Genomic DNA, 16219 nt, shown 5'->3' with positions numbered 1-16219 from the left:
ATCTTATAAACATATATTATTATGAATATTCTTAAACCAACAATAAGTAAAGCAGTTGCGATAGCAGCAGGTATTCTGCTGCTGGTTGCTTGTGATGATTTTGGGAGTCTGAATGTGGACCCCAACAATCCGTCACAGGTGAGAACCGAACTGCTTCTTACAAATGTTCAGCGCGATCTTAGCAGTGTTTCCGGGGCCGTAATCGGGAACCTTTGGGTTCAGTATATGGCAGAAACCCAATATGATGACGATTCCCGGTACTCTACGACCACATCCAATTTTAACGGATGGTATACCGGGCCTTTGATGGATCTGCAAACCATCATTGACCTGAATACAAATGAAGAGACAAGGGATGATGCCCTTTCAGGCGGAAGCAACAACAATCAGTTAGCCGTTGCAAGAATTCTGAAGGCATACTATTACCATATGATGACAGATCGATGGGGAATGCTCCCTTACTCTGATGCACTCCAGGGCAGCGAAAACTTCAGCCCTTCATATGATTCCCAGGAAGCCATTTACCTGGATATCATAAATGAACTGAATGAAGCCGTAGATCAAATGGATGGGGGAGCTGGCGTGAATGGCGATATCATCTTTAATGGGGATATGGATGCCTGGGCGATATTCGCAAACAGTATTCGCGCAAGAGTGGCCCTTCGCATGGCTGATACCAATCAGTCTGGTCTTGCGGCTACAGAATTTGCTGATGCAATCAACAGCGGAGTGATCACGGAAGATGTGATGTATCCGCATCTTGCGGAAGCAGCCAATCAGAATCCATGGTTTGCACGGTTCATAACGCGTACAGATTATGCCCTTTCTGATGTACTTGCAGACTACATGATAGATCTGGATGATCACCGTGTGTTACGATATGGTGATCCGGCTCCGGACTTTTATACCGAGGGTGAAGAGATTACATTTGATAATATCAGGGGGATGCCTTATTCAGTAGAGAATCCCGGAGATATTACCAATGCGTCTATTTCATTCCCCGGTATGGCCATTCGTGCACAAGATGCACCACTTCCCATAATTACAGTCTCAGAACTTCATTTTGCCATGGCAGAAGCTGCTGAAAGAGGCTGGATCTCTGGTGATGCAGAAACCTATTATCTGGATGCGATTGAAGCCTCCTGGAATCAGTGGGATGTATATGATGAAGGCGACTTCCAGAACTACGTAACTAACCCGGAAGTCGCTTACGACTCCGGTAGCTGGATGGAGAAAATTGGAACTCAGAAATGGGTGGCACTTTATCCAAACGGATACGAAGCATGGGCAGAATGGAGAAGACTTGGATATCCTGAGCTCGAGCCACACGATTTCCCACTGAACCAAAGTGGTGAAATCCCCAGAAGACAGGCGTACCCAACATCTGAATCGCAGATTAACGAAGAAAACTACGATGAAGCTGTTTCTGCACAGGGCCCTGACACACCGGATACCAGGCTCTGGTGGGATGTGAATTAATCACATAAATAAATAAACAATTTAAAAAAGCCGATTCCTCAACAGGATCGGCTTTTTTTTTGGTCACGAATTATGTTGAAAAAATGAAGGCGGCTTGTGAATTCAACCGCCGATGGGATCCACAAACCATGAAGTAATGATTTTCAAATTCGCTGCGATTCGTAAATCCACATGGCATGTAATTTTATAAAGTGCATTTCAAGGCTATACATCTGTAAGGAAAACTGATAATCGTGTAACACAAATTTTGTGGCAAATCTTCACATTAACATCCATACTGAGATTAGAGAGCATTTATGAAAGAAGATTTATCACAGATACCGATACCGATCGGATTGATGTTTGCCATCAACACGAAACACGGTGTATACAACTTGAAACTGAATAAAACCCAAAACTAATGAAAGCTTTATGCTGGCATGGAAAAAACGATGTTCGAATAGACAATGTCCCGGATCCTGAATTACATCAAGCGGGAGATGTTATTTTAAAAGTTACGTCAACAGCTATTTGCGGATCTGATTTACACCTCTTGAGCGGCTTGATGCCTACCATGGAAGAGGGTGATATACTTGGCCACGAATTTATGGGAGAAGTTGTAGACGTTGGGAAAGAGGTGACGACACTAAAAAAAGGTGACAGGGTAGTTGTACCTTTTACAATATCTTGCGGACTCTGTCATTTTTGCGGTGAAAGTTTGTTTTCACTTTGCGATAATAGTAATCCCAATGCAGATCAGGCTATCGAAGTAATGGGCCACTCACCCGCCGGTTTGTTTGGATTTTCACATATGTTAGGCGGTTTTTCAGGTGGGCAGGCTGAATATGTTCGGGTTCCTTACGCAGATATTGGCCCTGTAAAAGTACCGGACTCTCTTTCAGATGATAAAGTTCTGTTTCTTTCAGATATTTTTCCAACAGGATACATGGCTGCTGAAAATGCAGATATCACACCTGGTGATATTGTTGCCGTCTGGGGATGTGGTCCGGTAGGTCAGTTTGCCATTAAAAGCGCATGGATGTTAGGAGCAGAAAGGGTTATTGCCATAGACAGAGTTCCGGAAAGATTAAAAATGGCAAAAGAGATGTGCGATGCTGAAATCATCCATTCAACGGATCCTTCTGAAATTTATGAAACCTTGATGGCGATGACGGATGGACGGGGCCCGGATTGCTGTATCGATGCTGTAGGGGCGGAAGCTCACGGTGGAAGCACGATTCGCAGCATCAAAGATAAAGCAATGGGAAAAGCACATCTCGATGTTGCAAAACCCTACGTACTGCAGCAGATGATCCAGTGCTGTAAAAAAGGCGGCACAATATCCATACCGGGAGTGTATGTAGGACCCGTTAACGCTTTTCCAATCGGCAGTGCCATGAATAAAGCACTAACATTCAAAATGGGACAAACTCATGTGCAACATTACTTAAAGCCACTACTGGAAAAAATCGCCAATGATGAAATTGATCCGTCATTCATCATAACTCATCAGCTTAAACTGGAAGATGCACCGGAAGCCTATAAACTATTCAGAGATAAGAAAGATAGCTGCGTGAAAGTTGTGCTAACTCCATAATTGAATACTTAGGTGTCCCAGTGTCGAACTCGGGAAAAGAAAGATATACAAGAGATATGTGAGTGATATTGGACACCATGTAACCGCGAAAAACTGCTTCGCAACAACAGCGTCTGGATTTGTTTAACCTACCTATAAACAAAAAAAGCCTGACCGCTATATACGATCAGGCTTTTCTAAAGTGGCGGGGGTAGGATTCTCCCGAAGGGATCGCTATGCGAGAACCAACGTCCACCAGCCGGCGGATAAGAGCCCGGCGAGCTACTGTCCCAAAATATGAGATCGAAACAATCGACGTCCTCGGGCAGACTTCAACTCTTTTTCCCTTTTTATTGCATCGGCCTTTTCATCAAAATTTTCTGTATGCACGATAATCCAAGGTCGAAATTTGATCGTCCACCCTTTCTTGCCTAACTCATTGTGAGATTTAAATCTCTCAGGAAAATTTTGTAGATCTACCGATGTAAATCTTATCATATTTCTCAGAATGTAAGACGTATACGGTATGTTGTTTTTCCACTCCCTTCTCTCTTTGTTAAAACCTGGGTTTGATGAATAATGTCAATTTTTAATTAAATTTTGAAATAGAACTCTGGATTAATGTAAAAAAGCTCAAATAATTTTGAGAGCAATGATTCTATTCAAAATTGGTGGGGTAGGGTTCGGACTACGTCCGCCAGCCGGCGGATAAGAGCCCGATGAGCTACCCCAAATCACTTATCTAAAATAAAAAGGCTCAACTGCATGAGAGCAATTGAGCCTTTCTAAAGTAGTGGGGGTAGGATTCTCCCGAAGGGATCGCTATGCGGGAACCTACGTCCGCCAACTGGCGGATAAGAGCCCGACGAGCTACCACGAAATCATTGTATCAAAATGATGAAGCATAAAAACAAAAAAGGCTTGACCGTTTTGCAACGACCAAGCCTTTTAAAAGTGGCGGGGGTAGGATTCGAACCTACGACCTTCGGGTTATGAGCCCGACGAGCTACCAGCTGCTCCACCCCGCGATGTAACAATTTAACCGAGCATCTAACTCTGCGCTTTCATCTGCGCCAATACTCAATCAGATCCCTAAGATACGAGTATTTATGATACATTATCAATAGCTGATTTGATTTTATTTTCTATCAAGGCCACAGCTAAAGATTCTATCTAAATACTCCGGTTAGTAGTAGAAGTAGATTAATAGTGCATTCATTAACGTATAAACCTTAATAAAATTTGATTCCAAGTCGATAAGTCCGTAGTTATGCCACTGCATTGAAACAGAGTAAAATAACAGCATCTGATGCATCCGATCGATTTATCGATCTTTATAATTTACGTAATCGGGTTGCTGGCATTTGGTTATTTCTTCTTTCAGAGAAACAAAGGAGGAGATGACTATTATGTCGGCGGACGAAATATGAACAGTTTCCATATTGGGCTCTCAGTAGTTGCCACAGATGTTGGCGGAGGGTTTTCAATCGGACTTGGGGGACTGGGATTTGTTATGGGTCTCTCCGGTTCATGGATGCTGTTTACCGGCCTTATTGGCGCCTGGCTTGCGGCGGTTTTTCTCATCCCTAAAGTGAAACAAAATCCCGCATTTGATAATGCATACACATTTCCGCAGATATTTGGCCACTATTATAGTGCAAACGTAGCTTTCGTTGCAGCCATTATATCTGCTATCGGATATGCAGGCTTCACCAGTTCTCAGATGCTCGCTGGTGCGAAGCTCGCAAGCGGAACTTTTGCGGATCTGGAACTACAGACCGCACTCTATATTATGGGCGTTGTGGCTGTAGTCTATACGGTAATGGGTGGCTTAAAGGCCGTAATCTATACCGATACCATTCAGTGGACGCTGTTGATGTTCGGTTTGATATTTGTCGGAGTTCCCATCGCTTATATTGAAATCGGTGGAATGGAGGCGATCCGGGCAACGGTTGATCCGGCTATGTTAACCCTTACCAATATTGGCTGGCAGGATTTGGTTTACTGGGCAGTCACAATCGTACCGATTTGGTTTGTGGGGATGACCCTCTACCAGCGGATCTACGCTTGCCGTGATGAAAAAACAGCAAAAAAAGCGTGGTATGTTGCAGGACTTTTCGAGTGGCCCGTCATGGCCTTTTTGGGAGTGCTTCTGGGCCTTTTTGCACGCGTTGCAGCCGATCAGGGGATGTTCGCGTACCTGGGAGCTGCAGATATTTCCGCAACAGATCCCGAAACCGGCCTCCCCATGCTTCTCAGAACTGTACTTCCGGTCGGTTTTCTGGGAATTATGATGGCAGCCTACTTTTCAGCAATTCTTTCTACAGCAGATAGCTGCCTGATGGCATCCTCAGGTAATGTAGTAACAGATTTGATCGGCAGATTTAAAGAATTTAATTCAGACAGCAGCCGTTTTGTCCGCCTTTCTCAAATTACCACTCTAATTATTGGAACATTTGCTCTCCTGCTGGCTTCCACAATGGAAAACGTATTAGACCTGATGCTCGATTCCTACGCATTTATGGTTTCAGGCCTTTTTGTGCCGGTGATTGGGGCACTTTACTGGAGCAGAAGTACACCTGCCGGAGCAATGGCTGCAATGATTTTAGGTGGAAGCACAACCATAACTTTGCGATATTCAGGAATTGAACTGCCGTATGATCTCGACCCCAATGTATTTGGAATTACAATGTCGGCAATTGCATTTATATGTGTGAGCCTGCTAACAAAACAACAAAAAAATTAACCGAATGGAAATTAGCTACAGCATAATTGAATCAGATGAGATCAATCCCACTTCTTTCACGCGCGATGATATAGCGGATTTCCTTTTAGATCATCTCGACCAGTACGGAGATACCCGCGAGGCTATTTTAAAATGTATAGCCTATGCGTTTAGCGACGGACCGGGTCAGGATGGTTTTGTACTTCTGGCACATGCCGATAATGAAATACTGGGAACCGTAATTATCAACAAAACAAATATGAGCGGTTACATACCAGAAAATATTTTAGTGTACATTGCTGTACACGGTAAAACAAGAGGAAAAGGTGTGGGGAAAGCACTAATGAAAAATATTATTGAAAATACAGACGGAGACATTGCCCTGCATGTTGAGCCGGACAATCCCGCAAAATTTCTGTATGAAAAATTTGGATTCACCAATAAATACCTCGAAATGAGGCTGAATAAATAGATGGCATACGTCAAACTCTACCGAAGCGAACTGCGCCATAATTTTGAATACCTTGATGCACTCTTCAAGAAAAATGGGATTAAATGGGGGATTACCACAAAGCTGCTCTGCGGAAACAGAGATTTTATCAATGAGGTGATTAATCTCGGTGTAGGAGAAGTACACGACTCCCGGATCAGTAATCTGAAAGTAGTAAAAAAGGTCGATCCCGAAACGGTTACCATCTACATCAAACCGCCCCCAAAAGATACGATTCCAGAGCTGATTAAATATGCTGATATCAGCTTAAACACGGAGCTTTCCACTATGCATGAACTCTCGGAAGAGGCTGTCCGGCAGGACAGGATTCATAAGGTCATTATTATGATCGAGATGGGAGATTTGCGGGAAGGTGTGATGCGCGACGACCTGGTTGATTTTTATGAAAAAGTTTTCCGGCTTCCGGGAATTGAAGTCGTTGGTCTTGGAACCAACCTGAACTGTCTGCACGGGGTGATGCCGGATGGCGATAAGCTCATTCAGCTGGCACTGTACAAACAAATAATTGAGCTGAGATTTAAAAAAGAGATTCCGCTCGTATCTGGCGGCACCACGGTTACCATTCCTTTACTGCTGAGAAACCAGCTGCCGGACGGTATTAATCACTTCAGGGTAGGGGAAGCACTCTTTTTTGGTAAAGATCTGTTTTCGGATGGAATCATTGAAGGAATGAGTGACCAGGTCATGGAGCTCTACACGCAGATCATTGAAATATCAGAAAAGCCGTTGGTTCCAACAGGCGATATGGGTGTGAATCCCCAGGGTAAAACGACGCAAATAAAGACAGAAGACATGGGGAAAACCGCATACCGTGCGATTGTTGATATCGGTACACTCGATATCCAGCCCAATTACCTCATTCCCGTGAACGAAAATATCACAATCACAGATGCCAGTTCAGATATGCTTGTTCTTGATGTAGGCGAAAACCCAAGCAAATACAAAGTGGGGGATAAAATTCGTTTCAAGCTGAAATATATGGGTGCTCTTGGTTTGATGAGCTCCGATTATATTGAAAAGAAAGTAGCCGATTAAAGATTCCTGGTTTAGCTATTTTGGCAGAATAATTACTGGTTAAACGGCAATCGTTTATTGACGAAGAATTGAAGAACGAAAATCAGATAAAAGTCCACGCGGTTATGATACCGCCATTTGATTCCATTCCGGAAGTGGACTTTTCAGGCGGCTTCAACCCTGCATTGTTGAAAGATGGATGGGGAATCGGCGGGTACAATGAACGGAGGGAAAACATGTACATCGCTCCTCAATATAAAAATGAGCGGAATATCCATATGGGTGTCGATATCTGGGCGCCCATTGGTGAACCCGTTTATGCTCCGGCAGATGGAATAGTTGCCTACACTGCAAATCATGATGAAGCTGGGAATTACGGCGGAACCATAGTGCTCAGGCACCTTTTTAAGGGACGTGAACTATTCGCTTTATATGGACATCTCTCCCTTCATTCACTGAATATATCGCAACCTGGTAAGAATGTTATGGCAGGTGAACGGATTGGCTGGCTGGGAGATGAGTCAGAGAACGGCAACTGGCATCCGCATCTGCATTATCAGCTCTCATTTAGCGATCCGGAAGAAGCAGACATGCCCGGAGTAGTATCTGAAAAAGAGAGAGAAGCTGCACTGAAGCGATATCCGGACCCTGAAAAAATTTTCGAATTGTTGTACTGCTGATTTTCTTCAAACAATAAAGTAAACCGTTCTCACCTCAGGTATCAAAAGGTTTACAATTCAGAAAGACGATTACAGGGTGTGTTGAGTGTACATTTTTAGTACCTTCCAAAAAACAAATATCTGCACTACCCGGCAAAAATAAGCCATTACATGCTATCTGAACAGACCCTGAAAAAATTGATTCGCTACCGGCATGAACTCCATGCAATTCCGGAAATTTCTCACAAAGAGGAAAAAACGGCCGCATACATTAAAGAAAAATTAGAACAGACCGATCCCGACTCGATAATAGACGAAATCGGGGGCCACGGATTGGTCGCTATATATAACGGAACGGATCCGGAAAACGGGCCGGTACTTATGATTCGGGCTGAACTGGATGCACTTGCCATTGAGGAGCAAAATGAGGTGTCATATAAATCAGAACACACTGGCAGAATGCACGCATGTGGTCACGACGGTCATATGGCGATTGTGCTGGGTGTCGCGGAGTGGCTTCGTGATCATCGGCCGGAAAAAGGTAAGGTAATGCTTCTTTTTCAGCCGGCGGAAGAAACGGGTGAAGGCGCAGAGCGTATGCTTTCAGATCCAAAATTTAAGGAATTTCATTTCGATCGGGGATTTGCACTGCACAACCTGCCCGGCTATAAAAAAAATACTGTATATATAAGGAGTAAAACGTTCGCACTGGCATCTGTCGGAATCAAGATTACACTGAGCGGAAAATCCAGTCACGCAGCATTTCCTGAAGAAGGAATCAATCCGTCGGCAGCATTGGCAGAGCTGGTGAATAAACTGTGTGAAATTCAGAAGAAACTGTCATCATCTGATGATACCCGGGTGTTGACGATCACCTATTTAAAGGTTGGCGAACCTGCGTTTGGTATTAATCCGGGACAGGGAGAGGCCGGCGTGACTATTCGGGCTGAAACTGATGATAAAGCAAAACAGTTGTACGAGAGAGTTGTGAAAACTATTGAAGAAATTAATAACCGGTTTGAATGTGAAATTACGCATGAGGAGAGTGAACCGTTTGCGGCAACTGTAAACGATGAAGATGGTGTAGAAAAACTAAAACAGGTTGCAAAAAAGCAATCGATTAACATTGAAGAACTGGATGAACCCATCCGATGGAGTGAAGATTTTGGGAGCTTCAGAAAAAATGGGCCGATTACCCTTTTTGGCCTCGGTGCCGGTGAAAAACATGAAACGCTGCATTCCGAAACATACGATTTCAATGATGATTTGATTGCGTGTGGAGCCAAAACTTTTTGTGAATGGATAAAAAGCGAACTAAATGAAGGATAAATTCTTACGCCCGTCATACATCGAATTAGACCGGAAAGCGCTGTTAAATAACCTGGTTTTTTTAAAAAAACAGGGAAAAAAATCGCTGAAATATTCTTCAGTCATAAAAGGCAATGCATATGGGCACGGAATCTCCACTTATCTGCCAATGGCAGAGAAGTGTGGTATGGATCATTTTTCAGTCTTTAGCGCTGATGAAGCATATGCAGCCTTAGAAAACCGGAAAAATGCTTCAACCGACATAATGATCATGGGAATGATTCGCGATGAAGAAGTTTCCTGGGCCATCCAAAATGGAGTTGAGTTTTATGTTTTTGAAGAAGAGAGACTGGAAGCTGCAATTGAGTCTGCAAAGAAAGAAGGAAAAAGAGCAAAAATTCATCTTCAAATAGAAACCGGGATGCACAGAACCGGTTTTGAAGAAGACAACTGGGGAAAAACATTTAAACGGGTCAAAAACCATTCAGACTGTCTGGAGTTATCAGGAATATGCACACACTATGCCGGGGCTGAAAGTGTGGCGAATTACTATAGAATTCAAAATCAGGATCAAAAATTCAAACGGGCTCTCAAGGTAGCAAAAGAGATATTTGATGAGCTGCCTATCATACACGCATCAAGTTCAGCCGCATTTCTGACCTACCCGGAAATGCACTACGATATGGTAAGGATAGGAATTGCGCAGTTCGGATTCTGGCCCAGTCGCGAAACCTACATGCATATTCTCAAGCAAAACCAATCGTACTCGATTGATCCGCTGATCCGCGTACTGAACTGGAAAAGTGAAATTATGAGCACGAAATGGGTGGATGAGGGTGAATTTATCGGATATGGTAATGTATTTCTAACCAGCCGTAAAATGCGTATTGCCACCGTACCGATCGGTTATACGCACGGCTTTGGAAGAAATCTGACCAATACGGGTTATGTATTAATAAACGGTGAGCGTGCCCGGGTCGTAGGTATAGTCAATATGAATATGCTAACTGTGGAAATAACGGACATGCCCGATGCAAGAAAAGGAGATGAAGTGGTGATTATTGGGAAACAAAACGGCCAGGAAATCACCGTAGCCTCTTTTGGTGAGATGAGCAACAACCTGAATTATGAAGTGCTTACAAGGTTGCCATCTGGGATTCCCAGAAATATAAACGGTTAGGACGGAAAAATTATAAAAAAAGAAGAGAGAGTGTTTCAACATTAAAATTCGAGGGTATAAAAGAGTATAAAATAATATCAAGAGCAGCTTCCGGGAGTTAAGGAGGAGTGTATTTGGGGCAATATATTAACCCAACGATTGCAAGCAGAAAAGTTTAAAAGTGCTCCTTTTCTAAATGGTAACTTATAAGGATGAGAATATCCAATTGACCGGTTTCAAAAAGAACAAGCGGTAAATCTGGTGTTTTATCAATGTCAAAACATCGGGTAACGCCCACAATATTTATAATTCCAAGAACTGTCCCTCTCTGCCTATACTACCAATTATAATAAAAATAAAGATGCCTGAGGACAGGTTTCTTGCGAAGCTTCCTCTATGACACAGCACTAACCAGTAGCTATTTCATATGTCATGATATTGATAATTGAATACGGTTTCGCTTACCAAATGCTTTAATAAAAAAGGTATTTATAGATCAGAGGATAAAATCATGTGATTTCACTCGCTGGATTTGTTATTTCATTAAAAAAAAAATCCTCTGACTATACTAATTGAAAGCGTTTACATAAAGTTACAAGTAGCTTGTTTTTAAGAAATTCTCTGATTTTTAGTGTGTTGGTATAAGTAGTATAAAAACAATATTTTAAGTGTTTTTATTTGTGATCCAAATACGCTAATCAAGGTTGTGTTGCGCGCATTGTTGTAATAGTAAGTAAAATGACATTAAATATTGTATTTCATTTGAGAAGAATTATTGGTTATTTACTTAAAATTTTGGTGTAAGCATCAAAATTTTGCTCTGTATATGGATAACTATTAACAATAATTGAGGTTACGTATGTTTAAAAAGTTACTGACCGTAATAACTATGGTACTGCTTACGGCCCAGGTTGCAAACGCTCAGTCGATTGCCGGGCAAGTAACAGATGCCACAACCGGTGAATTTCTCCCCGGTGTAAATGTTCTGATACAACAATTACAGCGAGGGGATGCCACTGACTTGGATGGTCAATTTCAAATTGACAATGTTCCATCTGGAACGTATACATTGATTGTCACGTATATCGGCTATGAACGATATCAAACGACTGTTGAGATAGCCGATTCAGATATCGCCGTTGATATAGAATTAACTCCAAGTCTTGCTGCTTTAGATGATGTAGTTGTTACTGCATTTGGTATACAGCGAGACAGGCGTGCGCTTGGTTATGGAGTTGCAGAAGTTTCAGCAGATCAGATAGTAGATAGAAATCAACCAGACTTATCAAGAGCACTAACTGGCCAGCTTTCCGGAGTTGATGTTGGAGCAACAGGTGGCGTGACAGGATCTGGAACGGACATAGTAATTCGTGGATTTTCAACCCTTACCGGATCAAATGCTCCATTAATTGTGGTTGATGGAGTTCGTTTCGATGGAGACAGAAATGAGACGGATAGCTGGGCTCAAGGTGGTGGTGCTCAAACTACTCCAAATAGATTGCTGGATCTGGACCCCCAGAACATTGCAGATGTAACCGTACTCAAAGGACTTAGTGCAACTGTATTATATGGTGAACAGGGGAGAAATGGTGTGATTTTAATCGAAACCAAGAGTGGTTCTTTTAGAGATACAGCACCAGGTTTCCAGATCTCCTTTGACCAGTCGGTCTATGCCACACAGATTTCATCCCGTCCAGACTACCAAAATACCTATGGAATTGGTTTCGACCAGAACTTCGGATGGTTTTTCAGTAACTGGGGGCCCAGATTTGATACTGATGATCCAAGACTTTTTGGCGGACAATTCAGAGGATTTGATGATGATGGAACAGTGCTAACCGGGCATCCCTTAGGTAACCATGGAGCAACAGCTGATGCTTTTCCTCAACTGGCTGGAACGAATTACCGATACGAACCAAGACAAAATCCGGTTGATGCATTTTTCCGAACAGGGCTTGCTTCTACTTCGAATTTAAGTATTGCAGGTGGTATCGATGATTTACGCGTAAATGTAAGTTACTCCAGAACCGGTGAGGAAGGTTTCACACCTAATAATGACCTGACCAGAAATTCCTTCTCAGTTGGAGCCCAATATCGAGTAACGGATCGGTTTACTGCTTCCACGTCATTTAATATGAGTTTAACTGACATTAATTCTCCACCATCAGCTGCCGGTGGTGGTAGCGGACCTGCTTCAGCAACTGGTACTACTTCAGTTTTTGGAGATGTATTTTACACGCCAAGAAGTATCGACTTAAATATACCGTTTGAAAATCCGGTAACGGGCGGCTCCGCCTATTACAGAGCTGGAAATGATATTCCGCATCCCAGCTGGACAGCTAACAATAGTGGTGTTACAAATAGCACAGACCGTTATTATGGGCGAACGCAACTGACTGTTGATGTTACGGATGAGGTTGCCGTTTCCTATAGATTAGGTTACGACAGCTACACTGAGAATCGGTCATACTGGCAAAATCCAGGAGGTGTACGTCCTGACTTTCTGTTGGATGGATTTTACCAAACCATTGAACAGCAAAGAACTTCCTGGGATCACTCACTTAACCTAAACTTTGCTTATCAACTTACACAGGATTTTAGTTTTGATGGAATTGTTGGTGGGCAATTCGAAACTTCAAAATCTGAACGACAAGGTATGGAAAGTGAGAACATGATTGTGCGTGGATTTTTTAACCACTCGAACTTCATTGACCAATCTGCGGTAAATTCGTTTGGCGACAATAATTTCCAGAGATTAGTTGAGCGACAAACTGCAGGTATCTTTGCCAATTTAACGCTCGGATATCAGGATTTTGTTTATTTGAACTTAGCTGGTAGAAATGATTGGTTTTCAACACTTGAACCTGATAATCGAAGTATCTTCTATCCATCCGCAAGTTTATCCTATATTCTGACTGATCACATTGATCTGGAAAGCGACTTCCTGACATATGTGAAACTATATGCAGGGGTTGGGACTTCAGCTGGCTCCCCTGATGCATATAGTACAAGAAATACTCTTGGAACAAACGTTCGTGGGTTTGTGAATCGGGACGGTAATGTGATTACACGAAATAGCACAAGCTCATTTCTTGGAAATATGGATCTTAAACCAGAACTCCATACTGAATATGAGATTGGTACAGACCTTAGATTCTTGAATGGCAGAGTTGGACTTGAAGCGATGTATTTTACCCGAAATACAACCGACCTTATCACACAAGCGCCGATTGATCCTGCTACAGGTTATACTTCAACACTTGTAAATATTGGTGAAATCAATAACCAGGGACTTGAATTGACGCTGAGGGCTACACCTATAGCCAGAAGCCTGCAATGGGATGTGCGGGGTAACTTTTACACTTCTAAAAGTGAAGTACGAGAGTTAGGCGCTGACCTGGAACGTATTCAGGTTGGCGGCGGATTTACTGATCGAGGTAATTTCGCAATTCCGGGTGAGCCCTTTATGATAATGCTGGGATCGACCATTGTAAGAAATGAAGATGGAGTTCCGCTTATAGGACCAACCGGAAACTACATTATCGAAGATGATATTGACATCATTGGGGACCCGAATCCTGATTACACCCTTTCTGTTTCCAATACTTTTAGGTATCGGGGTGCATCTCTTTCGTTCCAGGTCGATTATCAGGAAGGAGGAGCTATGTTCAGTACCTGGATAAGCTCGTTGATGGCACGTGGTCTCACAACCGATACAGATCGTGTAAATAGAAATAACACATTTATTCTTCCTGGAATAAGCTCTGAAACGGGTGAAGAGAATACCGTACAAATCAGTGTAAGTGATGTGTTTTTCGACAACTTTGGATTTGGTGCAGATGAACTCAGGGTTTATGACATGACCCATGTGCGGCTGAGACAGGTTTCACTCTCTTATGATCTGCCTGTAAATGTTGTGGATCGATCGCCATTTGACAGAGTTACCTTTTCGATTACAGGAGATAATCTCTGGATGCACGCATTTAACGTGCCTCAAGGAAGTGGATTCGATCCAGAAGTGAACTCCATTGGTGGAAACTCTCGTGGGTTTGAATATTTCACCGGTCCTGCTGCCCGTCGGTTTGGCGGTAGTGTAAGAATCCAGTTTTAATCACAATCTGAAAAACAATTACACTATGAAATTCGCACAAAAAGTTTTAGGAATAGCAATTTTATTGCTGTTTACAGTACAGTGTGAGGTGATCGATTCGGACTTGCTTGAAAGTCCAAATGCGCCCACCCCTGATCAGGTTGACCCTGACTTTCTGTTAAACAATATTCAGATGCAGGCCCGCAGTGTTCATAGATCAGCTGCATCACTTGGATCCGAAATGTCACGCATGAGATACATGTTTGGGGATACGTATAGCGGTGCTTACACACCTCAAAGTTTTAATACGTATTATCAAAATTCGTATTCGAGTGTTTTAATTGATGTAAACAACCTGCTCGCTATTACAGATGAGGAAGAGTTGTATTTTCATTCAGGGATGGCCAAAATACTGAAAGCCTATACCCTGATCGTACTCGTTGATAATTTTGGTGATGTTCCGTATGAACAGGCTTTGCTGGGAAGTGAGGTATTCAACCCACAAGTAGATCCTGGTGAATCTGTCTATAATGCAGCACTGGATCTCCTGGAGGAGGCTAAAGCTGATCTGGCAAATGAAGACAGGATCGGAATGCCTAATCGAGATCTTTACTACCCAGGTCTGAGTACAGCAGACAAGGTAGACAGGTGGACTCGGGTTGCCAATACCATCAAACTCAAGGCGTATCTCAATACTGGAAATGTAGCTGCAATTAATGATCTTATTGCTGAGAATATGCTGATTTCAGCACCAGCTCATAATTTTACATTTGAGTACTCCACAACCCGGACGAACCCCGATTCCAGACATCCATCATTTACCAATAATTATGTAGACCTTGCAAGTGACTATATGTCGGTCAGTTACATGAATATGATGGTAAATGATAAGCACGATGAGTTCGGAAGGGATCCAAGGATGCGCTATTATTTTTACAGACAATCCACCTCGGATGCTGATGATATTAATGACAACACCTGCCTGGGAGCTTCTACACCCGGCCACTTTCAGTCAAGTGACCCGCACTGCCTGATTGATAATGGTGAAGGGTACTGGGGGCGTGACCATTTGATCGATGACGGTATTCCGCCAGACGGTGGTCTCCGTACAACTTTCGGCGTATATCCCGCCGGTGGTGAGTATGATTCAAATCTTGGTATTTCTGTAGATGAAGATATGGGATTAGAGGGTGCTGGATTCGACCCAATTTTAATGTCTTCCTTTACACACTTTATGCTCGCTGAAGCGCAGACTACACTTGGCGCTGACGGAGATGCCAGAGCAAGTTTTGAAACAGCTGTGGAGCAGTCTCTCGAAGCCGTCCAGGATTTCGGGGAGCCAGTAGCTGCAGGAAATGTAGGAGAAATTACTGCTGATGTAATCAGTGATTATTTAGATGTTGTTATGGCCAGATGGGATGATGCGGGATACGATAACGTGAGGAATATTTCTAAAGAATATTACTTTGCGTTATGGCCAAATGGTTATGAGGCGTATAACCTGATGAGACGAACCGGATACCCAAACAGGGAGGATAATCTGCAACCTGCCAGAACATCAAATCCTGGAAACTGGTACTATTCATTCATATATCCAGCCAACCTTGTTGATAGGAATTCTAATGTCAGCCAAAAGGATAGAACCGAACGCGTGTTCTGGAATGAAGGTGCAACGTTCAACTTTGACTTTTAAACGGACATAATTACAACGGATATATT

Annotated in this window: 11 protein-coding genes and 1 tRNA gene; 10 read left to right on the top strand and 2 right to left on the bottom strand. The window is 42.9% G+C overall.

Annotation, left to right across the window (positions count from 1 at the left end; translation table 11 throughout):
* Positions 1 to 21 precede the first annotated feature (21 nt).
* Positions 22 to 1479 (top strand): SusD/RagB family nutrient-binding outer membrane lipoprotein, encoded by a 1458-nt coding sequence (locus DYD21_RS14800; RefSeq protein WP_116037774.1) that lies wholly within the window; start codon positions 22 to 24, stop codon positions 1477 to 1479.
* A gap of 400 nt (positions 1480 to 1879) precedes the next feature.
* Complete coding sequence (locus tag DYD21_RS14795; RefSeq protein WP_116037773.1) at positions 1880 to 3055, top strand: zinc-dependent alcohol dehydrogenase; 1176 nt, start codon at positions 1880 to 1882, stop codon at positions 3053 to 3055.
* A 261-nt stretch (positions 3056 to 3316) separates the two neighbouring features.
* Here the strand turns inward: DYD21_RS14795 and DYD21_RS21535 are convergent, their stop codons facing one another.
* Both DYD21_RS21535 and DYD21_RS14785 read right to left on the bottom strand, forming a co-directional pair.
* A complete protein-coding gene (locus tag DYD21_RS21535) occupies positions 3317 to 3532 on the bottom strand; it encodes a GIY-YIG nuclease family protein (protein WP_199535559.1) in 216 nt (71 codons plus the stop codon).
* Positions 3533 to 3989: 457 nt separating this feature from the next.
* A tRNA-Met gene (locus DYD21_RS14785) sits at positions 3990 to 4062 on the bottom strand.
* Positions 4063 to 4343: 281 nt separating this feature from the next.
* Here DYD21_RS14785 and DYD21_RS14780 point away from each other — a divergent pair.
* From DYD21_RS14780 to DYD21_RS14745, 8 genes are all read left to right on the top strand, one after another.
* On the top strand, positions 4344 to 5780 hold the full coding sequence (locus tag DYD21_RS14780) for a sodium:solute symporter (protein ID WP_116037772.1): 1437 nt from the start codon (positions 4344 to 4346) through the stop codon (positions 5778 to 5780).
* A gap of 4 nt (positions 5781 to 5784) precedes the next feature.
* On the top strand, positions 5785 to 6231 hold the full coding sequence (locus DYD21_RS14775) for a GNAT family N-acetyltransferase (RefSeq protein WP_116037771.1): 447 nt from the start codon (positions 5785 to 5787) through the stop codon (positions 6229 to 6231).
* Positions 6232 to 7305 (top strand): alanine racemase, encoded by a 1074-nt coding sequence (locus tag DYD21_RS14770; protein WP_116037770.1) that lies wholly within the window; start codon positions 6232 to 6234, stop codon positions 7303 to 7305.
* Positions 7306 to 7409: 104 nt separating this feature from the next.
* Positions 7410 to 7964, top strand: coding sequence for a peptidoglycan DD-metalloendopeptidase family protein (locus tag DYD21_RS14765; protein WP_147303606.1), 555 nt, complete (start codon positions 7410 to 7412; stop codon positions 7962 to 7964).
* Between the two features lie 150 nt (positions 7965 to 8114).
* Positions 8115 to 9272, top strand: coding sequence for an amidohydrolase (locus DYD21_RS14760; RefSeq protein ID WP_116037768.1), 1158 nt, complete (start codon positions 8115 to 8117; stop codon positions 9270 to 9272).
* On the top strand, positions 9262 to 10431 hold the full coding sequence (alr, locus tag DYD21_RS14755; protein WP_116037767.1) for an alanine racemase: 1170 nt from the start codon (positions 9262 to 9264) through the stop codon (positions 10429 to 10431). The genes DYD21_RS14760 and alr overlap by 11 nt, the downstream gene beginning before the upstream one ends.
* A gap of 838 nt (positions 10432 to 11269) precedes the next feature.
* Entirely contained in the window at positions 11270 to 14521 is a 3252-nt protein-coding gene (locus DYD21_RS14750; RefSeq protein ID WP_116037766.1) for a SusC/RagA family TonB-linked outer membrane protein, read from the top strand.
* Positions 14522 to 14546: 25 nt separating this feature from the next.
* Positions 14547 to 16193 carry a SusD/RagB family nutrient-binding outer membrane lipoprotein gene (locus tag DYD21_RS14745; RefSeq protein WP_116037765.1) on the top strand — a complete coding sequence of 549 codons (1647 nt, stop codon included), beginning with the start codon at positions 14547 to 14549 and terminating at the stop codon, positions 16191 to 16193.
* Positions 16194 to 16219: the final 26 nt, after the last annotated feature.

It is taken from the genome of Rhodohalobacter sp. SW132 (genome assembly GCF_003390325.1).
Lineage (GTDB): Bacteria > Bacteroidota > Rhodothermia > Balneolales > Balneolaceae > SW132.
Note: the sequence above shows the minus strand (reverse complement) of the source record. Positions and strands in the feature narration are given on the sequence as shown.

Bases quoted from the DNA above. Each gene is read 5' to 3' on its own strand.
- DYD21_RS14765 (WP_147303606.1), top strand. From the start codon at position 7,410: ATGATACCGCCATTTGATTCCATTCCGGAAGTGGACTTTTCAGGCGGC.
- DYD21_RS21535 (WP_199535559.1), bottom strand. From the start codon at position 3,532: ATGATAAGATTTACATCGGTAGATCTACAAAATTTTCCTGAGAGATTT.
- DYD21_RS14795 (WP_116037773.1), top strand. From the start codon at position 1,880: ATGAAAGCTTTATGCTGGCATGGAAAAAACGATGTTCGAATAGACAAT.
- DYD21_RS14745 (WP_116037765.1), top strand. From the start codon at position 14,547: ATGAAATTCGCACAAAAAGTTTTAGGAATAGCAATTTTATTGCTGTTT.
- DYD21_RS14780 (WP_116037772.1), top strand. From the start codon at position 4,344: ATGCATCCGATCGATTTATCGATCTTTATAATTTACGTAATCGGGTTG.
- DYD21_RS14775 (WP_116037771.1), top strand. From the start codon at position 5,785: ATGGAAATTAGCTACAGCATAATTGAATCAGATGAGATCAATCCCACT.
- DYD21_RS14750 (WP_116037766.1), top strand. From the start codon at position 11,270: ATGTTTAAAAAGTTACTGACCGTAATAACTATGGTACTGCTTACGGCC.
- DYD21_RS14770 (WP_116037770.1), top strand. From the start codon at position 6,232: ATGGCATACGTCAAACTCTACCGAAGCGAACTGCGCCATAATTTTGAA.
- DYD21_RS14800 (WP_116037774.1), top strand. From the start codon at position 22: ATGAATATTCTTAAACCAACAATAAGTAAAGCAGTTGCGATAGCAGCA.
- DYD21_RS14760 (WP_116037768.1), top strand. From the start codon at position 8,115: ATGCTATCTGAACAGACCCTGAAAAAATTGATTCGCTACCGGCATGAA.
- alr (WP_116037767.1), top strand. From the start codon at position 9,262: ATGAAGGATAAATTCTTACGCCCGTCATACATCGAATTAGACCGGAAA.